The 21808-nt window shown below is 60.2% G+C and carries 19 protein-coding genes and 1 pseudogene; 17 read left to right on the forward strand and 3 right to left on the reverse strand.

The features are described 5' to 3' along the window. Positions 1-2 precede the first annotated feature (2 nt). On the forward strand, positions 3-845 hold the full coding sequence (locus tag V1471_RS19080) for a fumarylacetoacetate hydrolase family protein (protein ID WP_434291061.1): 843 nt from the start codon (positions 3-5) through the stop codon (positions 843-845). A gap of 5 nt (positions 846-850) precedes the next feature. Further along, a complete protein-coding gene (locus V1471_RS19085; protein WP_434291062.1) occupies positions 851-1633 on the forward strand; it encodes a DNA-binding transcriptional regulator in 783 nt (260 codons plus the stop codon). Between the two features lie 78 nt (positions 1634-1711). On the opposite strand, the gene V1471_RS19090 is transcribed toward V1471_RS19085, so the two are convergent. Both V1471_RS19090 and V1471_RS19095 read right to left on the reverse strand, forming a co-directional pair. Next, on the reverse strand, positions 1712-2554 hold the full coding sequence (locus V1471_RS19090; protein ID WP_434291063.1) for a fumarylacetoacetate hydrolase family protein: 843 nt from the start codon (positions 2552-2554) through the stop codon (positions 1712-1714). Positions 2555-2693: 139 nt separating this feature from the next. Further along, positions 2694-3410, reverse strand: a complete 717-nt coding sequence (locus V1471_RS19095) for an IclR family transcriptional regulator (protein ID WP_434291064.1) — start codon at positions 3408-3410, stop codon at positions 2694-2696. 251 nt (positions 3411-3661) lie between these two features. Here V1471_RS19095 and V1471_RS19100 point away from each other — a divergent pair, with 251 nt between their 5' ends. The 15 genes from V1471_RS19100 (at position 3662) to V1471_RS19170 (ending at position 20255) form a co-directional block, all read left to right on the forward strand. Next, on the forward strand, positions 3662-4873 hold the full coding sequence (locus tag V1471_RS19100; RefSeq protein WP_434291065.1) for a multidrug effflux MFS transporter: 1212 nt from the start codon (positions 3662-3664) through the stop codon (positions 4871-4873). Between the two features lie 190 nt (positions 4874-5063). Next, positions 5064-6095, forward strand: coding sequence for a LacI family DNA-binding transcriptional regulator (locus tag V1471_RS19105; RefSeq protein ID WP_434291067.1), 1032 nt, complete (start codon positions 5064-5066; stop codon positions 6093-6095). 175 nt (positions 6096-6270) lie between these two features. Beyond that, positions 6271-7086 (forward strand): TIM barrel protein, encoded by an 816-nt coding sequence (locus V1471_RS19110; RefSeq protein ID WP_434291069.1) that lies wholly within the window; start codon positions 6271-6273, stop codon positions 7084-7086. An 82-nt stretch (positions 7087-7168) separates the two neighbouring features. Further along, on the forward strand, positions 7169-8110 hold the full coding sequence (locus V1471_RS19115; protein ID WP_434291306.1) for a substrate-binding domain-containing protein: 942 nt from the start codon (positions 7169-7171) through the stop codon (positions 8108-8110). Positions 8111-8204: 94 nt separating this feature from the next. Then, the gene (locus tag V1471_RS19120; protein WP_434291070.1) at positions 8205-9275 is read left to right on the forward strand and encodes an ABC transporter permease; all 1071 of its coding nucleotides are present in this window, start codon (positions 8205-8207) and stop codon (positions 9273-9275) included. 10 nt (positions 9276-9285) lie between these two features. Then, on the forward strand, positions 9286-10071 hold the full coding sequence (locus tag V1471_RS19125; RefSeq protein ID WP_434291072.1) for an ATP-binding cassette domain-containing protein: 786 nt from the start codon (positions 9286-9288) through the stop codon (positions 10069-10071). 96 nt (positions 10072-10167) lie between these two features. Further along, entirely contained in the window at positions 10168-11157 is a 990-nt protein-coding gene (iolG, locus tag V1471_RS19130) for an inositol 2-dehydrogenase (protein ID WP_434291074.1), read from the forward strand. Between the two features lie 40 nt (positions 11158-11197). Then, positions 11198-13138 (forward strand): bifunctional 5-dehydro-2-deoxygluconokinase/5-dehydro-2-deoxyphosphogluconate aldolase, encoded by a 1941-nt coding sequence (locus V1471_RS19135; RefSeq protein ID WP_434291076.1) that lies wholly within the window; start codon positions 11198-11200, stop codon positions 13136-13138. 4 nt (positions 13139-13142) lie between these two features. Continuing rightward, on the forward strand, positions 13143-14999 hold the full coding sequence (gene iolD / locus V1471_RS19140; protein WP_434291077.1) for a 3D-(3,5/4)-trihydroxycyclohexane-1,2-dione acylhydrolase (decyclizing): 1857 nt from the start codon (positions 13143-13145) through the stop codon (positions 14997-14999). A 10-nt stretch (positions 15000-15009) separates the two neighbouring features. Continuing rightward, on the forward strand, positions 15010-15924 hold the full coding sequence (gene iolE / locus V1471_RS19145; protein ID WP_434291079.1) for a myo-inosose-2 dehydratase: 915 nt from the start codon (positions 15010-15012) through the stop codon (positions 15922-15924). Positions 15925-15944: 20 nt separating this feature from the next. Continuing rightward, positions 15945-16130, forward strand: a complete 186-nt coding sequence (locus V1471_RS19150) for a DUF3329 domain-containing protein (RefSeq protein WP_434291081.1) — start codon at positions 15945-15947, stop codon at positions 16128-16130. A gap of 2 nt (positions 16131-16132) precedes the next feature. Continuing rightward, positions 16133-16927 carry a 5-deoxy-glucuronate isomerase gene (gene iolB / locus V1471_RS19155; protein WP_434291083.1) on the forward strand — a complete coding sequence of 265 codons (795 nt, stop codon included), beginning with the start codon at positions 16133-16135 and terminating at the stop codon, positions 16925-16927. 114 nt (positions 16928-17041) lie between these two features. Next, the gene (locus V1471_RS19160) at positions 17042-17941 is read left to right on the forward strand and encodes a sugar phosphate isomerase/epimerase family protein (RefSeq protein WP_434291085.1); all 900 of its coding nucleotides are present in this window, start codon (positions 17042-17044) and stop codon (positions 17939-17941) included. 105 nt (positions 17942-18046) lie between these two features. Next, on the forward strand, positions 18047-19219 hold the full coding sequence (locus V1471_RS19165; protein ID WP_434291087.1) for a Gfo/Idh/MocA family protein: 1173 nt from the start codon (positions 18047-18049) through the stop codon (positions 19217-19219). A 103-nt stretch (positions 19220-19322) separates the two neighbouring features. Further along, positions 19323-20255 (forward strand): TIM barrel protein, encoded by a 933-nt coding sequence (locus V1471_RS19170; RefSeq protein ID WP_434291088.1) that lies wholly within the window; start codon positions 19323-19325, stop codon positions 20253-20255. Positions 20256-20332: 77 nt separating this feature from the next. On the opposite strand, the pseudogene V1471_RS19175 reads toward V1471_RS19170, so the two are convergent. Next, a pseudogene (locus V1471_RS19175) lies at positions 20333-21339 on the reverse strand (IS30 family transposase); the annotation flags it as partial. Positions 21340-21808 lie beyond the last annotated feature (469 nt).

Consider the following 21808-nt stretch of genomic DNA (forward strand, 5'->3'; position numbering starts at 1 on the left):
CCATGAAACTTTGCTCATTCACCAAAGACGGTGTGTCCTCCTACGGGCTCGTCAATGAGGCCGGGATCGTCGATCTCGGCAAACGCTTCGAGGCCCCGACGCTGCGCGATTTCCTCGCCACGGGCGATCTGGCGGCGGCGGAGAAACTCGTCTCTGCGGATGCCGATTATGCCTTTGACGATGTGAAACACGATCCGGTCATCCCGAACCCGGACAAGATCATCTGTGTGGGCCTGAACTACCATGCCCATATCGAAGAGACGGGCCGCGAAGAGACCCCGAACCCGGTGCTCTTCGCCCGTTACCAAGGGTCCCAGATCGGTCACAACGAGGCGCTGATCAAGCCGCGCGAGTCCGATATGTTCGACTATGAGGGCGAAGTTGCCGTGATCATCGGCAAGGAAGGTCGCCGGATTTCCGAAGAAGACGCGATGGAGTATGTCGCGGGCTATGCGCCCTATAACGACGGTTCCGTGCGCGACTGGCAGAAGCACACGCATCAGTTCATGCCGGGCAAGACCTTTGCTGGCACCGGCGCGTTCGGCCCGTGGATGACCACCACCGATGAGATCGAAGATCACACCAAGATGCGCCTTCAAACCCGTTTGAATGGCGAAACCGTGCAGGACACCACGCTCGACATGCTGGTCTGTTCGATCCCGCGGCTGATCGCCTATTGCTCCACCATCCTGCCGCTTCTGCCCGGCGATGTGATCGTCTCCGGCACGCCGGGCGGTGTCGGCGCGCGCCGCAATCCGCCCTTGTTCATGAAAGACGGCGATGTCTGCGAGGTCGAGGTGTCCGGCGTCGGCGTGCTGTCGAACCCGGTCAAGGCCGAAGTCTGAGCCGGATGGCATCCGCTGCGGGACAAGACGGTGACACGGTCCGCGCCCTGACGCGCGGGCTGGCGATCCTGCATTATATCAACGCCACGGGCGAGCTCCGCGCCAGTGACATCGCCAAGGCGTTGGACATCCCGCGCCCGACAGTCTACCGGCTTTTGACCACTTTGGAAGAGGCGGGCTATGTCGTCTTTTCCGCCACCTCGAACCGGGTGCGCGTCACCCGGCTGGCGGCGGCTCTGGGCGATGGTTATGCCAAGACCTCGACGCTTTGTCAGGCGGTGGGGCCGGTCTTTGCCGCATATGGGCCACAGCTTGTCTGGCCGCTCGATCTGTCGGTTTATCGCGATGCTGCCATGGTGGTGCAGGAAAGTACCCATGCGCGGTCGCCCCTCTCCATCGATCAGGCGATGCTGGGCCTGCGCATGCCGGTGCTGCACACCTCTGCCGGGCGGGCCTATCTTGCCTTTTGCCCCGACGAAGAACGGCGGCTGATCCTCGATCATCTGCGGCAGATGGGCGATCCCGAGGACATGCGCCTGCTCGACACCGGCTTGTTCGATCGCATCCTGACGGAGACGCGGGAGCGGGGGATCGCCGTGCGTCAGGGCGAGGGCTATCGCAACCACACGGCCTCTCTTGCGGTTCCCGTGCGGGTGGAGGCGCGGGTGGTCGGATGTATTTCGATCATCTGGATCCGGTCGGCAATGACGCTTTCGGACGCTTTGAACACCTACCGCACGCCGCTTTTGGAAATTGCCGAGAAGGTTGCGCTTCGGCTGGACGCCTGAGACACCATTGCGGCTCTCTACCAATAAAAAACCCCGCCGAAAGATCGGCGGGGCGGTCTGCGCAATGTATGGGAGGCATCACGCAGCAGGTTCGGGCATCACGGTGTTTTCGATATGGCCGAGACCTTCGATCTCGATTTTAACCACATCACCGACGCTCAGATAACGATCCGTCTCGATGCCGACGCCCGCAGGTGTGCCGGTCAGCAGGACGTCGCCGGGTTTCAGGGTAAAGGCTTGGGAAATGTAGGAAATCTGATCGGCGATGGAATAGATCATATCGTCCGTGTTGGAATCCTGACGCAGATCGCCATTGACCCAGGCCTTGATCGCCAGCTTCTGCGGGTCGGCGATCTCGTCATCCGTGGTGATCCAGGGGCCGATCGGGCCATGGGTGTCAAAGCTCTTGCCAAGGGTGAAGGTCGGCGAGCGGAGTTGCCAGTCGCGCACACTCACGTCATTGGCAACCATGTAGCCCGCGATCACATCACGCACCTCTTCTGGCTTCACATGGCGACAGGTCTTGCCGATCACGATGGCAAGCTCGGCCTCGTAATCCAGACGGTCGGACACGCGCGGCATCTCGAACCCCGCATAGGGGGCATTGATGCAGGAGACTTGTTTGTTGAACCAGATCTGCGTGTTCGGCACCGGAATCCCCGCCGCGCGGGCACCATCGGCGTGTTCCTTGTAATTCATGCCAAGGGCGATGAATTTCTCCGGGTCGTCGATGGGCGCAAGCAGAGTGGCCCCGGCCAGCGGGACGCTCGCATCCAATTTCAGTGTCGTGTTTTGATATCCGGCGGCGAGAAAGGCGCGCATCGACGTGCCATAGCCTGCGGCGGTGAGATCGAAAATCGTCTCTCCATCAATCACTCCCAGATGGGCCTCTCCTCCAACGGCAAATCTGCAAAGTTTCATTCTTTATCCTTTTTGACAGCGGTCTCTTTCAGGTCCCGACCAGCATGGCGGTAAATAAAGTTTTTTACAATAAAAATATATTTATTTGGAAATCTCTTTTTCTCGCAGATTGTCGCAGACCAAAAGAACGCCCGCGTTCCTATCCCGCTTTCGCAACGATCCGGTCGCGGCAGGTCCGCAGGGCGCTGAAAATCTCCGCCTCACGACCTGCCGCACGCAGGTCCGGCAGGATCGCCGTGATCGCATGACGCCCGAACCGGCTTTGTATCGGCACGGCAAACCCCGCGAGGCCGGGGATGAAACTGCTCTGGTCCCGCGCGCCGTCGTGTATCTGCGCCAACTCAGCCGAGATCCGACCGGCCTCTGCCCCGGCAAGAGGGCCGAGCACCCCAAGCCGGGCCTCTTCCGGCAGATCGGCCAAAAGCGCGCGGCCCGGGGCCAGAAAATGCGCCGGATGCGGGATGGTGCCCAAGGGAAACACCACGCGCAGAGGCTGTTCGGCGATCACCCGGTCGATGGCGGAAAGATGTGTGCCGCTCAACATGCAAAGCGTCACCGTCTCGCCCAGTTCGGAACTCAGGGCCTCAAGGAAAGGCCGCGCGAGGCTGACGATGTCGATCTGATGGCGATAGACCAGCTCGGAGAGCGCCGCGCCAAGTTGAAACCCGCCCGCAGGCCCCGCCGGTTCCGCGAAGCCTTCGGCCTCCAACGCCTGAACGATACGCTGCACGGTCGAGCGGGGCAGGGCGATGTGTTTGGCGATTTCCGCAAGGCTCAACCCCTCGGGATGGTCGGCCAGTGCGCGCATCACCTTTGCGGCGCGGCCGATGACCTGAATGCCGGCCGGTCTTTCCATATTCGCATTGTCCTGATCTGTTCTGTCCTGATCCATTGCGTCTCCTCCTCTGGTCATTCCCCGGGCTTGACTTTCCAGCCACGGGGGCAATATATAAACAATACACTGAACCACAATGCGATACATGCGCTTTCAGGCGCATGACTCATCCCGACGGTTCGACACCGACATTTGCACCCCCGGCCAGATCGCTCTGTGCCGGGGGTTGCCGTTTGAAACGCAACTTAGATACGCAACCGAGAAGATCAGATATGACAAAATCCTCCCTGACCCTCCCCGCGATCCTCGTGCTCGCGCTGCTCTCCGCCGTCGCGCCACTGGCGACCGATATGTACCTGCCGGGTTTCCCGGTCATGGCCGAAGACCTCGGCGCCAGTGCCACCGGCATCCAGATGACGCTTACGAGCTTTCTTCTGGGTCTCGCGCTCGGGCAATTGCTGATCGGTCCGCTTTCCGACAGCTACGGACGGCGCAAGCCTCTGTTGATCGGCACCGGGGTGGCGATCCTGTCGAGCCTGCTCATCACCGTCGCCCCCAATGTCGAAACACTCACCGTGCTGCGTGTTTTCCAAGGGCTTGGCGGTGCGGCGGGCGTGGTGCTGTCGCGGGCGGTGATCTCGGATCGCAGCACCGATGCGGTCAGCTCGGCGCGGCTGTTTCAGATCATGATGGTGATCGGCGGGCTGGCGCCGGTGCTGGCCCCGCTCATCGGCACAGGGGTGGTTTCCGTCTTCGGCTGGCGCATGGTCTTTGCAGTGATCGCGCTTTTGTCGCTGATCTCCTTTGTCGGCATCCTGCGCGCCGTGCCGGAAAGCCTGCCGGTGGAGGCACGCAATTCGGGCGGCTTTGCGGCGCTGCGCCAAGGCATGGGCACGGTGCTCGGCAACCGACTTTATCTTGGCTACACACTGACCGTCGGTTTCTCCTTCATGGTGATGTTCGGCTATATTTCCGCCTCGCCCTTCGTGTTTCAGGGCGTTCTGGGCCTTTCGCCTCTGGCCTATTCCATCGCCTTCGGCGTGAATGCCATCGGCATCGCGGTGGTGAGTGCGATCTCTGCGAAACTCGTGGTGCGTATCAGCCCGCGTCGTCTGACCTTCGTGGGGCTGATGGTCTTGATCTTCGGTGCGGTGGCCACGCTGATCGCGGTGATTTCGGGCGCGGGGGCACTGTTCCTTTTGCCGGCGATTTTCGTGTCGGTCTCCTCGCTCGGGATCATCCTCGGCAATGCCAGCGCCTTGGCCATCGGCCAGACCCCGCGTCAGGCCGGGACGGCCTCGGCGGTTCTGGGGGCGCTGCAATTCTGCTTCGGGGCGCTCGCTTCGCCGCTGGTGGGTGCCGCGGGTGAAGGCAGTGCCGTTCCCATGGCGCTTGTGATGATTGCCGCCGCGCTTCTGGCTTTCGCGAGCTATACGCTTTTGACCCGCGAGGAGGCGGGGGTTGATGGGGTTATGGATTTCTGATCCGCGCCCTGTGAGGGGCCGCGATGGCGCGGCCCCTGTCCGACGTTGAAACCTGCTGCGGGCCTGCTTGGCGTCAGTAGCGTGAAACTTGCGTGTCGCCTGAAAAGCGAAAGCTGACATGCGAGGGACGCATTTGCGGTTTTTTCCAAACTGACGCATGGTTTGTCAAAATCAGATGGAGAAGCAGGCCATGGCGCGTCGCCCGACGATGAAAGATGTTGCCCGTGAGGCGGGGCTGAGCGTGACGACCGTGGACCGGGCGCTTAACGGGCGCTCTGTCGTGCGTGAGGAGACCTTGCGGAGTATTGCCCAGGCGGCACAACGGGTGGGCTACCATGCCCGGGGTCTTTTGGAACACCGCCTGATCGAACAGGTCCCGGAAGTGCGACTCGGCTTTGTCCTGATCAAGAAGAAACACGAGTTTTATCAGAGCTTCACAGCGGAGATCGAAGCGGCCTGTGCGGCCCGGACCGATTTCCGGATCAAGCCGATCATCCGTTACACCACATCCCAATCAGCGGAAGAATTTGCCGCGCTTTTGTCCGGCTTTCGCAATCGGGTCTCTGCCGTTGCTGCCGTGGCGATCAATCATCAGAAACTCAATCAGGCGGTGCAGGAGCTGAACGACAACGGTGTGCCGGTGTTCTCGCTTCTGAACGATTTCGGACAGGGACTGCGTCAAGGCTATATCGGGATGAACAACATGAAAATCGGGCGGCTGGCCGCCTGGATGTTGACCCATGCGGTCAAGCAACCGGGCAAGCTCGGGATTTTTGTCGGTGGCAACAGATGGCATGGGCATGATCTGCGTGAGGTCGGTTTTCGCTCCTACATTCGCGAGTCGGCACCCTCGTTCACGGTTCTGGAGACCCTCGTCAATCTGGAAACGCGCGAGGTGACATATGAGGCGACGGTCGATCTGCTCAGGCGGCACCCCGATCTGCGCGGGATTTATGTCGCGGGAGGAGGCATGGAGGGGGCGATCGCCGCGTTGCGCGAGGAAAAATCGCCCGGCGATGTCGCGCTGATTGTCAACGAACTGACTCGCGAAAGCCGCGCGGCGCTGCTTGATGGCTATGCTGTCATGGTCATCAGAACGCCGCTTAAAATGCTCTGCACGGACCTGGTCGACATGATGACCCGCACCACGCAAAAAGAGCCCAACACCCAGAATTCGCAACATTTTCTTGAGCCTCATATTGTTCTGGCGGAAATGCTTTGACGATGACGAAAAAACGTCATTTATTGCGCTAACAAATCGTCATTAATGACGTTTTGTTAGCTTGTTTCGAGCACTTTTCGTTGACGGATAGCCGCCGGAAATTCAATTTCCCCCCACGATTTTCAGGATGATGCGCGTTCCGGTTTGATCCGGATTTGCGCATCAGGGAGGAAGAATGAAAACGTCGCTTAACCAGATGACCACACCCGCTTTGGGCTATGGAGAGTTTCTCGATCTGGCCCGTAAACTGGGCTGCATCGGCGTCGAAGTGCGCAACGATCTCGGGCGGCCGCTGTTCGACGGTATCGCACCGGAAGAGGCGGGAAAGATGGCGCGGGATCGCGGTTTGCGTATTCTGGGCGTAAGTCAGGTTTACCCGTTTAACAGTTGGTCCGACGCCATTGCGGCCGAGGTGCGCGATCTGATTGTCGCAGCCAAGGCGGCAGGCGGAGAGACCATCAGCCTCATTCCGCGCAATGACGGGACCTGCGGCGCCAATGGCGAGCGTCAGGCCAACCTGCGGATCGCGCTGCGCGAAATCAAACCGATGCTGGAAGAGGCGGGGATGGTCGCGCTGGTTGAACCGCTGGGGTTCATGCGCTCCTCGCTGCGCGAAAAGGCGGAGCTGGTGGAGGCGATCGACGATCTGGATGCCCGTCATGTCTACAAACTGGTGCATGACACATTCCATCACACGCTGTCGGACGGCGGCCCGATGTTCGCGGATTATACGGGCATCGTCCATATTTCGGGTGTCGTGAACCCGGACCTGAATGTCGGTCAGATGGAAGACGAGCATCGCGTGCTGGTCGATGACAAGGACCGGTTGGGCAACATTGAACAAATCGCCGCGCTTTACGCTGCGGGCTATGACGGGGCGATTTCCTACGAATGTTTCTCGCCTGAGACACATGCGTTGAAAGATCCGGAACGGGAGATCCGGGTGTCTTTTGACTTTATCGCGTCCCAATTGGCCGAAATGGCCGATTGAGACACCCACTCCCCGCTCGGGGAGTCCGGCAAAAAAAGACGGTGAGCCGGCACCATTTCACATGGGAGGAGGACCCCAAATGTTGAAGAAAACGCTGTTTGCAGCAACGATTGCGGCTGGCCTGATGGGCAGCACCGCTATGGCCCAGAACATCGGCGTGTCCATGGCGCTGTTCGATGACAATTTCCTGACCGTTCTGCGCAACGGCATGATTGACATGGCCGGCAGCATGGATGGCGTCGATATCCAAGTCGAGGACGCGCAAAACGACGTGGCCAAGCAACTCGACCAGATCAATAACTTTATCGCCTCCGGCGTGGATGCGGTGATTGTGAACCCGGTCGATACCTCTGCCACTCAGGCGATGACCGCCGCCGCCGAGGCTGCGGGCGTGCCGCTGATCTTCGTGAACCGTCAGCCGATCAACGTCGATACGCTGCCGGACAATCAGGCCTTTGTCGGGTCGAACGAAATCGAATCCGGGACGCTCGAAGCGTTTGAGATTTGTAAGAATCTTCGTGCGGCGGGCAAATCCGGTGGCGCGCGCGCCTATCTGATGATGGGCGAACTGTCCAACCAGTCCGCCGTACAGCGCACCAAGGACGTACATGACATCCTTGGCACCGACATGTGCAATTTCATCGAGCTGGTAGACGAACAAACCGCCAACTGGTCGCGCGACGAGGCACAGGATCTGATGACCAACTGGCTGTCGTCCGGCGAGCCGTTCGATGCGGTTATCGCCAACAACGACGAAATGGCGATCGGCGCGATTCAGGCGATGAAAGCCGCAGGCATCGACATGGCCTCCGTTGAGGTCGGTGGTGTGGACGCAACCGCGGACGCGCTTGCCGCGATGGCCGCCGGTGATCTGGACGTGACCGTGTTCCAGAACGCTGCTGGGCAGGGTGCCGGTGCACTCGACGCCGCGTTGAAACTCGCTGCGGGCGAGGATGTGGATCAGAAGGTCTACATTCCGTTCGAGCTGGTGACGCCTGCGAACCTCTCCGACTACGCGAAGTAAAACATCGGGCAAGACCCGAGACATCTGGTGTGCAGCGGTCTCGCTGCACACTCAGGCCCCGACGGCGGGGAAATTGACTATCTGGGAGCAAGACATGTCGAAAGCATCGCATGGCATCGGTGGGTTGACCTACGATGACAAGAAGAAAGCGCGGGCGCCGGAATGGAACGTGTTCATCGCGCTGGTTCTGATCGTCGTCATTTTTGAAGGTCTGGGAGCGTTGCTTATGCATCAGAGCTTCCTCTTTGACACCGCGGACCGCTATGGCAGCATCTTTAACGAGGCACGCCTCAAGATCATCATTTTGCAGGTCTCGATCATCGGCATCATCGCCTTGGGATCGACGCAGGTGATCATTCTCGGCGGGATCGACCTGTCGCCGGGATCGGTCGTGGGGGCCACGGCGATGATCGCCATGTCCTTTGCCCAGGTCGCGGAAATCAACGGTCTGGCGAACCCGAAACTGATGTTCGACGGCATCGCCGATCTGCCGGTGATTGTTCCGATCCTTGTCGGCCTGTTCTGCGGGCTGATTGCGGGGCTGATCAACGGGGCGCTGATTGCCTATACGAGAATCCCGCCCTTCATCGCGACGCTCGGCATGATGGTCTTTGCCCGTGGCGCTGCGAAATGGTGGTCCAAGGGGCAGCCGATTTCCTTCCCGACGGAGAGCTATACCACGCTCGGCAAGGGTATGACGCCGGTGTTCATTTTCATCGCCTTGGCTGTGCTGTGTCATCTGGTGCTGAAATACACCGTGTATGGCAAGCACACCTATGCCATCGGCTCCAATGAGCAGGCCAGCCGGATGTCCGGCATCAAGGTCGAAAAGCATAAGGTCATGGTCTACACGATCGCGAGCATGCTCGCCGCTCTGGCCGCGATCGTTCTGTCCTCGAAAAACCTGACGGCACAGGCCGGGATGGGGACCATGTACGAACTCGACGCCATTGCCATGACCGTGATCGGCGGGGTGTCCCTGTCCGGTGGGCGCGGCTCGATCCTTGGCACGGTGCTGGGCTCGTTGATCTTCGGGGTGATCATCTCCGGTTTCACCTTCCTCAAGCTCGATGCCTATTATCAGGAAATGGTGAAAGGCGTGATCATCGTCGGCGCGGTCGTGCTCGACCAGTTCCGCCAGCAACGCAATGCGGCACGGATGTAAGGAGACTAAGATGCTCGATCACAGCAATTCCGAAATCGTCCTCGAAACGCGCGATCTGACCAAACATTATGGCGGGGTTCACGCGCTCGAAGGTGCCAATTTCAAGATCCACAAGGGCGAGCATGTCGCCATCATGGGGGACAACGGCGCCGGCAAATCGACCTTCGTGCGACAGATCACGGCGGTGGAACAACACACCCGTGGCGAGATTTACCTCAATGGGCAAAAGGTGCATTTCGCGAGCCCCATCGAGGCGCGCGAAGCGGGGATCGAAACAGTGTTCCAGAACCTGGCGCTGGCGGACCATCTGGATGTGCCCTCCAACCTGTTTCTGGGACGCGAAAAGGTCAAATTCAAATTCGGCCCGTTTTCGATCCTCGACAACAAGGCGATGCGCGAGGCGACCATGGCCGGGCTTGAGAAAACGGGCGTGAAAATTCCCAACATTCTCAACTCCATCGAGAACATGTCCGGCGGTCAGCGCCAATGTGTGGCGATTGCCCGCACGGCGGCCTTTCATTCGAACCTGACCATCATGGACGAGCCGACGGCGGCGCTTGGGGTGCAGGAGACCGCACAGGTCGAAAACATCATCCGCACTCTGAAAGAGCAGGGCGAGCCGCTCATTCTGATCAGCCACAACATGCGTCAGGTCTTTGATCTGATGGATCGCATCGTGGTGTTCCGCCGTGGCCGGATCTGCGCCAATCTGAAGGTGTCGGAGACCGACGGTCAGGATGTTGTCGCCTATATCACCGGCGCCAAGACCCAAAAAGAATACGAGAGCGCAGAGTAACTGCGCTTTTCGGCTCCACATCTCAACATCATGCCCTGAGAGGGCCGGACGGCCGGGGGAACTCCCCCAGTACGTCTCAATCAAAAGAGGTTTCTCATGACCATCCGTTTCGCAGTTCTGGGCGCAGGCCGTATCGGCCAGGTGCACGCCCGCGCCATCTCGAGCGTTCCCGGCGCCGAACTTGTCGCCATTGCCGAGTCCTTTGAAAAAGCCGCCGACGCGGCGCGGGAGGCCTTTGGCTGCGAGATCCGCGATCTCGACACCATCGCGGGCTCAGACGACATCGACGCCGTCGTGATCTGTACCCCGACCGACACCCATGCCGATCTCATCGAAAAATTCGTGAAGGCCGGCAAGAAGGTGTTCTGCGAAAAACCCGTCGATCTCGATGTGGACCGCGTGAAAGCCGCGCTGGCGACGGTCGAGGCGGAAAACGGCACGCTCATGGTCGGGTTCAACCGCCGGTTCGACCCGGATTTCATGGCGCTGAAAGCCGCCCTCGACAGCGGCAAGGTGGGTGAGGTCGAGATGATCTCCATCACCTCGCGCGATCCGGGGGCGCCGCCTGCGGCGTATATCAAGGTCTCTGGCGGGATCTTCCGCGACATGACGATCCACGATTTCGATGTGGCGCGCTGGCTTTTGGGCGAAGAGGTCGAGACGGTTTACGCCGCGGCCTCCGTGCTCACCGATCCGGAGATCGGCACGCTCGGCGATTACGACAGCGCCACCGTCGTTTTGCGCACCAAAAGCGGCAAGCAATGCACCATCTCGAACTCGCGCCGGGCCACCTACGGCTACGATCAGCGCATCGAGGTTCTGGGTTCCAAGGGGCTGGTGCAAGCGCGCAACATGCATGAGGCCAACATCGAGACCGCGAATGAGGGCGGCTATACCTCCCCGCCGCTCCTCAACTTTTTCATGACCCGCTACACCGCCGCCTATGCCAACGAAATCGCCGCCTTCTGTGCCGCAATCCGCGAAGGCACCGCCACGCCGACGACCGGCGAGGACGGGCTCAAGGCGCTGGAACTGGCGGAGGCTGCGCTGCGCTCTGCACAAACCGGCACGGTTGTGACGCTCTGACGTCACCGCACGCACAAGACGATACGGAAAGAAGGTTCCCATGACCAAAGACCTAGATGTCATCACCATCGGACGCGCGGGCGTCGATCTTTACGGCGCGCAGATCGGTGGGCGTCTGGAGGACATGGGGTCCTTCGAAAAATACATTGGCGGCTCGCCGACGAACATCGCCTGCGGCACCTCGCGGCTGGGCCTCAAGACGGCGCTGATCACCCGTGTGGGCGACGAGCATATGGGCCGGTTCATCCGCGAACAGCTTGTCCGCGAGGGCGTGAATGTCGAGGGCGTTGCCACCGATCCGGAGCGTCTCACGGCGCTGGTAATTTTGGGTATTCGCGACGAGGACCAGTTCCCGCTGATTTTCTACCGCGAGAATTGCGCCGACATGGCGCTGTGCGAGGACGACATCGACCCGGACTTCATCAAACGCGCGCGCGCTGTGGTGGCCACCGGCACCCATCTGTCCAATCCGCAGACTGAGGCGGCGACGCTCAAAGCGCTGGAATATGCCCGCCAATATGGCGCGCGCACCGCGCTCGACATCGACTACCGCCCGAACCTATGGGGCGTGGCCGGGCATGGCGATGGTGAGAGCCGCTTTGTCGAAAGTGAGGCCGTGACGGTGAAACTGCTCTCGACGCTGCACTATTTTGATCTGATCGTTGGCACCGAGGAAGAATTCCACATCGCGGGCGGCTCGACCGACACGATCAAAGCCCTGCGCAAAGTGCGCGAAAACTCACGCGCAACGCTGATTTGCAAACGCGGCGCTCTGGGCGCTGTGGCCTTCGAGGGTGACATTCCCGACAGTCTGGACGAGGGCCAGACGGGCGAGGGGTTTCCTATCGAAGTGTTCAACGTTTTGGGGGCAGGGGACGGGTTCTTCTCCGGCCTCTTGAAAGGCTGGATGGATTGCCCCGACGTGGATCGGATCGACTGGCCAACCGCGTTGAAATACGCCAATGCCTGTGGCGCCTTCGCGGTGTCGCGCCATGGCTGCACGCCCGCCTACCCGTCCCTGACGGAGCTGGAGTTTTTCCTTGAGCGCGGCGTGAAACAAAAAGACCTGCGCAATGACGCGGAGCTGGAGCAAATCCACTGGGCCACGACGCGCCACACCCGCAATGCGGGCGATTGGTCGAGCCTGCGCACCTTTGCCTTCGATCACCGGCTGCAACTTGAGGAGATGGACGGCTACACGCTTGAAAAAGCCGGTGCGTTCAAAGAACTGTGCCTCAAGGCCGCGCTTCAGATCAAAGGCGATCAGGGTGGCTACGGCATCCTGACCGACAACCGTATCGGGCGCAGGGCGCTCCATGCCGCCTCCGGCACCGGGCTTTGGATCGGGCGTCCGACCGAGCTTCCGGGGTCTCGCCCCATCGAGTTCGAGCCGGAGCTTGGCATCGACTTCGGCCAATTCAAAGAATGGGCGCGCGAGAATGTCGTCAAGCTTTTGGTGTTCTGCCACCCCGATGACGATGCCGAAACCCGCGCTCTGCAAGAGGCCCGTGTGAAGTGCCTGTTCACAGCCGCGCGCAACAACAACCTCGAATTCCTGCTTGAAGTGATCCCATCCAAGGTCGGTCCCGTGGACACGCACACGACCGCCACCTTGATCCGGCAATTCTATGAGGCGGGGGTCTACCCCGACTGGTGGAAGCTGGAACCGATGGCCAGCCACGACGCTTGGGCCAGCGCCGTGGCGGCCATCGAAGACTACGACCAGCACACGCGCGGCATTGTCGTGCTTGGGCTGGATGCACCGGAGGTTGAGCTTGCGACCTCCTTCGACGTCGCCGCAAGTTTCCCGCTGGTCAAAGGCTTTGCCGTCGGTCGGACGATTTTTGGCGACGCGGCGCGGGCTTGGCTGAAGGGCGAATTGCCAGACGATCTGGCCGTCGGACAGATGGCCGAACGCTTCGCGCGTCTGTGCAAGATCTGGGACGATGCGCGTGCAAGCGCCCGTCTGAACAAGGAGTGAGATCATGGCTGAGACCATCCGACTGACCGCCGCGCAGGCCATGGTGAAATGGCTTTCGGTGCAACTCACCCCAGAGGGAGGCAGGTATATCGACGGCATGTGGGCCATCTTTGGTCACGGCAACGTCGCAGGCATCGGTGAGGCGCTTCATGCTTATCGCGATGTCTTTTCGACATGGCGCGGCCAGAATGAACAGACCATGGCGCACGCTGCCATCGCCTATGCCAAGGGCAAAAAGCGCACCCGCGCGATGGCCGTGACGTCGTCCATCGGGCCGGGGTCCACCAACGTGGTGACCGCGGCGGCTTTGGCGCATGTGAACCGCCTGCCGTTGCTGATTGTGGCGGGCGATGTGTTTGCCAATCGCCGTCCCGATCCGGTGTTGCAACAGGTCGAGGATTTCGACGATGGCACGGTGTCCGCGAATGATTGCTTCCGCCCCGTAAGCCGCTATTTCGACCGGATCACGCGACCCGAGCATATCCTCTCGGCTTTGCCGCGCGCTTTGCGCACCATGACCGATCCGGCCAATTGCGGCCCGGCGACGATTGCCTTCTGTCAGGATGTGCAGGCCGAGGCCTATGACTATCCGGTCGAATTTTTTGAGCCGCGTATCTGGCACATCCGCCAACCGCGCCCCGACGCCGATGAGTTGGCGCGCGTGGCCGATCTGATCAAGGCCGCGAAACGCCCGGTGATCATCTCCGGCGGTGGCACGATCTATAGCCAAGCCGAAGAGGTCTTGGGCGCGTTCGCCTCCAAGCACCAAATCCCCGTGGCCGAAACGCAAGCGGGCAAATCCGGTCTGGCGCAGAGCCATCCGATGAACTTCGGCGCCTCCGGTGTGGACGGTTCCGCCGCCGCCAACGCGGCCACGCAGAACGCCGATCTGGTGATCGGTGTCGGCACACGCTTTCAGGATTTCACCACCGGATCGCGCACGCTGTTTGCAGCGGATGCCACGCTCATTTCGATCAACATCCACGGCTATGACGCGGCCAAACACGGCGCGCAAAGCCTTGTGGGCGATGCGAAGGTCACTCTGGAAGCGTTGACCGAAGCACTTGGCGCTTACACGGCTGAGGCCCCCGATGCGGCGGGGCGCGAAGACTGGCTGCGCGCCGTCGATGCCTATTGCGCCCGGCCCGACGATCAGGCGGCGCTTCCGACCGACGGGCAGGTGATCGGTGCCGTGCAACGCGCCACGACCGAGACCGCGATTGCCATGTGTGCGGCAGGCACGATGCCCGGCGCGCTCAAGCTCCTCTGGCAACCGTCGCAGGGCGGCTATCACATGGAATACGGCTATTCCTGCATGGGCTATGAGGTTGCCGGTGGCATGGGGCTGAAACTCGCTGAACCTGAGCGCGAGGTGATCTGCTTCGTCGGCGACGGGTCTTATATGATGGCGAACTCCGAACTGGCCTCCGCCGTGATGCGCCGCATTCCTTTCACGGTCGTTCTGACCGACAACCGGGGCTATGGCTGCATCAACCGGCTGCAAACGCTGGGCTGTGGCGGTGAGCCGTTCAACAACATGTATGTCGATTGCAACATCGAGGACCAGCCTCAGATCGACTACGTGGCACACGCCGCCTCGATGGGCGCCTTTGCCGTCAAAGCCAAAGACACCGATCAGCTGGAGGCCGAGATCAAGGCCGCACGCGACCGCAATATCCCGACAGTGATCGTGATTGAAACCATCGCGAAGGACTTCCCGGGCACGGGCCTTGAGACGACGGCAGGCGAACACGGCTTCTTCTGGGACGTCGCCGTCCCCGAAGTGTCTGAGCGTCAAAAACAGCGCGACCGCTACGCCGCCTACATCCAACAGATCGCAGGCCAGAGCCTGATCAATTGAGAGACAGATCATGATCCAATTCGGCACCAATCCCATCGCCTGGGCCAATGACGACGACCAGAGCCTCGGTCAGGATATTCCGACCACCCGCATCCTTGAGGAGGCCGGGCGGCAGATCGGGTTTGACGGCATTGAAAACGGCCACCGCTGGCCGCAGGACGACCCGGAGGCGCTGCGCGCGCTTTTGGCAGAGTACGGGCTTAAATTCATCTCCGGCTGGCATTCGCTGAACCTTCTGGCGCATTCCGTCGAGGAGGAGAAAGCCGCGATCCAACCGCATCTCGACAAGCTCAAACACAATGGCTGCAAAGTCTGTATCGCCTGCGAGACCTCGAATTCGGTGCAGGGCCTCGATGTGCCGCTCTCGGAGCGGGTGGTGTTGTCGGACGCGGAGATGACCGCGTTTGCCGGGAAGGTCGAAGAGATCGCGACATACTGCGCCGATCAGGGCATTGATCTGGTCTATCATCACCACATGGGCACGGTCGTGCAAAGCCCGGAGGACATCGACCGCTTCATGGCCGCGACCGAGGCGGCAGGCGGCGCGACCAAGCTTTTGTTCGATGCGGGGCATTGCTATTTCGGGGGTGGCGATCCCGCCGAAGTCTTGCGCAAACATGTCGCCCGTGTGCGCCATTTCCACGCCAAGAACGTCCGCCCCGCGATCCGCGCGCGGGTCGAGGGCGAAGGCTGGTCCTTCATGGACGGGGTGCGCGGCGGGGTGTTTACCGTGCCGGGCGATCAGGAGGGCGGGGTGGATTTCGCGCCGCTTCTGCGCCTTTTGGCCGAGCGGGGCTATGACGGCTGGATCGTGATCGAGGCCGAACAGGACCCCGATCAGCGCAACCCGCTTTTGTATCAGACACTTGGCCTCGCCACTTTGAAACGTCTCGCTCGCGAGGCCGGTTTGATTTCTGCCGTCTGATCCCCACCCAGGAGCCGCAAATGTTCAACCTCGACGATCCGTTTTACCGCCCGCTCTGGCTGCGCCTCGTGATTTGCGCGGTCTGTCTCGGTTGGGGGATTGTCGAGGCAATGACCGGCAGCCCCGGCTTTGCCCTGATCTTTCTCGCGGTGGGCGGCTATGCGACCTACCGGTTCTTTATCACCTTCGATCCGACCGAGGACTGACCATGACCGACCTTCTGAAAAAACCCTTTGGCACCCATGGCAAGGTGCATCAGATCACGCCCGAGAGTGCCGGTTGGCGCTATGTCGGCTTCGATCTGATCCGACTGCGGGCGGGCGAAACATGGGCCGAGGCCACGGGCGATACTGAGGTCATTCTCGTGATGATCGAGGGTAAGGCCAAGGTGACGGCGGCGGGAAAGGATTGGGGCGAGCTGGGCGAGCGGATGAACGTGTTCGAAAAGACCCCGCCCCATTGCCTCTATGTGCCGAACGACAGCGACTGGGCGCTTGAGACCACGACGGAGGCCACCATCGCCGTCTGTAAAGCGCCCGGAAAATCTGGCCATGAAGCGCGCAAGATCGGGCCGGAAGGCATCGAGCTCACGCAACGCGGCGAAGGGACAAATACGCGCTATATCAACAATATCGCCATGGAGAACGAAGATTACTGTGACAGCTTGCTGGTCACGGAGGTCTTCACCCCCGCAGGCAACTGGTCGTCCTTCCCGAGCCATCGCCATGATGAAGACGATTTCCCGCGCGTGACCTATCTCGAAGAAACCTATTACCACCGGCTCAATCCGGCGGATGGGTTCGGCATCCAGCGGGTCTATACCGATGACGGCAGCCTCGACGAAACCATGGCGGTGAAAGACGGCGATGTCGTTTGTGTCCCGCGCGGTCATCACCCTTGCGGCGCGCCTTACGGGTTTGAGATGTATTATCTCAACGTGATGGCCGGGCCCTTGCGAAAATGGCGTTTCGTGCCTGCGCCCGAAGTCGAACACATGATGTGATGACGCTGCGCGGACATCGTTTCGTCGCAGCCAAATCGTCTCCCCGGCGCCCGCCTCTCCTCCCGCATTTGCATGGCGGGCGCCCCTTGAAATACCCATCGAAGGTTTAAATTCATGAAAATCGCCCTCGACCCGTTTATGCACCGTCACCTGTCTCTGGAGGAGCTTCCGTCCAAAGTGGCCGAGCTTGGCTATGAGTGGATCGAGCTGAGCCCCCGCGCCGATTTCCTCGAATGGTTCAAGGCGCCGCGCGTGTTTCCGGACCGGATCAAGAGCTTCAAAAAGGCGCTGAAAGACAGCGGCGTGGGCATTTCGTCCCTGTTGCCGATGTATCGCTGGGCGTCGAACGATGAAGGTGAACGTCAGGCCGCCGTCAAACATTGGAAACGCGCCATCGAGATCGCCATCGAGCTTGAGGTCGATGTGATGAACTCCGAGTTTGGCCGTGGTCCGCACCCGGACAAGGGCGGTTGCTATTGCTGCCACACCGGAGCGATGATCGAGACCTGCGAGGATGCGTGGTGGCGCTCGATGGACGAGCTGGTGCCGATCCTTGAGCGCGAAGGCATCAACCTGCATATCGAGCCGCACCCTGAGGACTGGGTGGAGGAACTCAGCCCTGCCGTGGATCTCATTCGCACGGTCAATTCGAAGAACGTCAAATTCCTCTACTGCGCGCCGCATACCTTCTATTTCGGCGATGACACGAAAGAGATGCTGCGCGCGTGCAAGGACGTTCTGGCCCATGTGCACGTCGCCGACACGTTCAACCACAAGGCCTCCTCGGGCCTGCGCTATATCCTCAACCCGCCGGGGACGAATGCGCGCATCCACCAGCACCTCGACATCGGTCAGGGCGAAGTGCCGTGGGATGATTTCTTTGGCACGCTCGCGGAGATCGGTTTTGACGGCATCATGACCGCCTGCGTGTTCGCCTGGGAAGACCGGATGGATGACAGCGGTAAATTCATGCGCGCCGAAATGCAGCGCTACGTCGACAAATATTTCAAATAACCCTCGGAGCTTTGCCGTCCCACGGCTTGGGGCGGCGGCTCGGATCCCTCTCATCTTGTTTTGGAACATCAGCCCTGAGCAGGGCTGTTCAGAAGGATAACCTCAATGATCAATGGCGAACGTACAATCCAGCGCCCGCTGCGTTGGGGCATGATCGGTGGCGGTCGCACCGGTCAGGTCGGCTACAAACACCGCACCGGCGCGTTGCGCGACGGGACCTATCAACTCGTTGCGGGGGCTTTCGATCTCGATGCCGAACGCGGGCGCGATTTCGGCACCAATCTCGGGGTCTCGGGGGAGCGCTGCTATGCCACGTATCAGGCGTTGATTGCCGGGGAGACGGCGCGGGAAGACGGTGTGGATGTGGTTTCCATTGCCACCCCGAATTTCACCCATTACGAGATCACCAAGGCCTGTCTTGAGGCGGGGATTCATGTGATCTGTGAAAAGCCGCTGTTCTTTACCGTGGCCGAATGCGACGAGATCGCAGCACTTGCCGCGTCAAAAAACCTGATCGTCGGCGTGACCTATGGCTATACCGGCCACCCTCTGGTGCGGCAGATGGCGGCGATGGTCGCCAAGGGGATGCTGGGCGAGATCCGCATCGTCGACATGCAATACACCCACGGTTTCAACGCGGGCGACGATACCGATGCGTCCGAAGCGCAGGTCTGGCGCACCAATCCGGCCACGGCGGGGGCGACCTTTGTTCTGGGCGATATCGGGACGCATCTTTACTACCTGTCTGAGGTGGTGCTGCCCGAGCTCAAGGTCGAAAAGCTTTTGTGCGACCGCAAGGCTTTCATTCCGTCGCGCGCGCCGCTCGAAGATCATGCGACCGTGCTCATGCATTACGACAATGGCGCACGGGCGCGGATCTGGGTCTCCTCGGTGAATGCGGGCAACATGGGATCGCAGCGCTATCGGTTTGTCGGGGCGAAAGCCTCCCTCGAATGGTCCGACAGCCATCCCGACCAGTTGATCTATGAGGTGCAGGGCGAGCCGTGCCGGATTTTGCATCGGGGCATGGCCTATCTCGAGGAGGACAGCCTTGCTCTGGATCGCATGGGGGCGCTGCACACCGAGGGACTTGGCGACAGCTGGTCCAATATCTACCTTTGGATCGCCGAAGCCATCGACGCGAAAATGCGCGGTGACGAGGCGTTCCTGAGCACCCATCGCTACCCCGATCTCAAGGCGGGCACCGAAGGCGTCCGCTGGCTGGAGAACTGCGTCCGCTCGGCCGAGGCCGGGGCCGCCTGGGTCGATTTCGCATAATCCGCCTATGGCGTGACGACGACCTTACAGGACCACACGAAAAGGAATGCCGCCCGGGTGCGCTGCGGGAGGCATCCACCTCACCGCCAATATGGACCGAGCCATGACCAACACTTCCATTACCGTGACCTGCGCGCCGTGCTGCTGGGGCGTCGATGACGTCAACAATCCTCATTTGCCCGCGTGGACAAAGGTACTCGATGAGGCCGCCGCCGCAGGCTTTGGCGGGCTCGAACTCGGCCCCTATGGCTATATGCCGCTCGATGTGGCAGTCATGTCCGAGGCCCTTGAAACGCGCGGTCTCTCGATTGTGGCCGGGACGATTTTCGATGATCTCGTCTCCGAAGCGAACGCCGGGTCTCTCATCAAACAGACGCGGGAGATCTGCGCCCTGATCACCGCCTTGCCGAAACCCGAGCGTCATCCCGGACAACGGTTTGCGGCGCCCTATCTGACGGTGATGGATTGGGGCCATGACGAACGCGATTTCGCGGCCGGTCATTCCGACCGCGCGCCACGGCTCGATGCGGCGGCCTGGGCCACGATGATCGACAATATCCGCACCATCTCCGAAATCGCCCGCGACGAGTTCGGCGTGCGTGCGGTGATCCACCCGCATGCAGGCGGCTATATCGAGTTTGCCGACGAGATCGACCATCTGGTGACGGATGTGGGCCCGGAGCTCGCGGGGCTTTGCCTCGACACGGGGCATATGGCCTATTCCGGGATGGACCCGATCCAGACTCTGGAAAAACATTGGGCGCGTGTGGATTATATCCATTTCAAGGATATCGAGCCCTCGGTTTACAAGACCGTGATGGGCGAGCGCATTCGGTTTTTCGAGGCCTGCGCCAAAGGGGTGATGTGCCCGATCGGGGATGGCAATATCGACTATGCCGGCATTCGCGCCTTTCTCACCGAGAAAGGGTACGGCGGTTACATCACCATCGAACAGGAACGCGATCCGCGCAACACGGGGTCCATCCTCGACGATCTCGCGGCGTCTCGGCGCTTTCTCAAGAACACGGGGTTCTGATCGGGGAGATCCGGCAATCTGGTAGTGTGAGCGCTACGTGAACCGCGCCTCCTATTGGCTTCAAGGGTAGGGGGACGTCCCATCTCCGCCAGCATCCTGTCTCGGAAGACCTCTGCAGGGGTCTTCCAGCCGAGGTATTTTCGCGGTGTGTTGTTGAGCTGATCGCAGAGTTGTTTCAGCTCATGGTCTGGCATCCGTGTGATGTCTCGTGCGCGCGGCAGCCATTTGCGGACACGTCGATTGGTGTTTTCGACAGTGCCTTTCTGTCAGGGCGAAGACGGGTCGCAAAACCATGTCTGGGTCCCGAGTTCGGCCTGGAGATGCGGCCAGCTCACGAACTCTGTGCTGCGGTCAAATGTGATCGACTTGCGCGCCATGAGGGGCAGATCGCCGATGGCTTTCATGATTTTGTCTATGACCGGCTTCGTGCGCTTGTTCGGGTTCTTCAACAGCACTGTGAATCGGCTAACGCGCTCGACCATCGATGTGATGTTCGTTTGACCAAAGCTTTGTTTGAAAGGATTAAATCATTCGGGACCGGCCTCGGACCGATGGCGGCGCGGTCCCTCATTCCCAATGGCTAAACTGACGTCGATGCGTCACGTCATATGGTCGGAACAGGATGCTAACATCACGGTCGAATTTTGGGGGCAGGCGCTTTCTGGCCCGCCGCAGTTTGCGGGACTTGCGGTGTTCCGGCAGATGCCACCAAAGCTCCTGCGCCATGCCTTCCTGGGAATAGATGTAGCGGTGCGCGCTCATGGATCATCCGGTTGCCGATCTGCTCGGGCGTCCAGCCGTTCTTGAGCCGTTGAACGACGTCTTTGGCGATATCTGGATGCTTGTTCAGCTTGTGCTGCCGAGCACGGCGGCCATCAGCTTGCAATTGCGCCGCCGCGCCATAATAGCCCGCGTATTTTGGCAGGCTCTCGTCGACAAAATAGTTCCGCTTCAATTCGCGGTACAGCGTCGCTTTCGGGCGCTTTAACACACGCGCCATCTCGCGAACTGGCACTTTAGCACTCAGCCAGCGCTCGATTTTATGCCGATCTTCGATGTTCAATTGCTTGTAGGAGCTATTCATGGCACAATCTCCTCCTTAAATAACCCATTGGTTTCTAGAGGAGTCGCAGTTCAAAGTGGCGCGCACCCTCCTTCATTAAAATAACGTATAATTTGTCTTATGTATAATAGTGACCTGTTTGGTGCCTCAAGTCGATTTTGAAGCATACCATCGAGAAGACGGAACACGCTGTCGTCGAAATAGTCGATTTTCTTTAGTGAATGGTACAATCTCAACGTACCAAGCAATCTTAGAGGTACGCCATTTCTGTTGATCGTTTAATAATCAAATTGTGACCTCTATCATTATTAAACGATGATTAAGTCGAGGAATTTGATCAGCCCGACCTAACTGAGAGCAATAGCTGAAAGGTTGCAATCACAGCGGAACACACGGGCCGCAAGGCGTTTTCTCGCGGGGTTTGGCGCCCGTTGGGGCAATCCTCGGTTGATTGTGACAGACAACCTGCGCAGCTATGGCGCGGTTCAAG

Source organism: Celeribacter sp. SCSIO 80788, assembly GCF_051054295.1.
GTDB lineage: Bacteria > Pseudomonadota > Alphaproteobacteria > Rhodobacterales > Rhodobacteraceae > Celeribacter.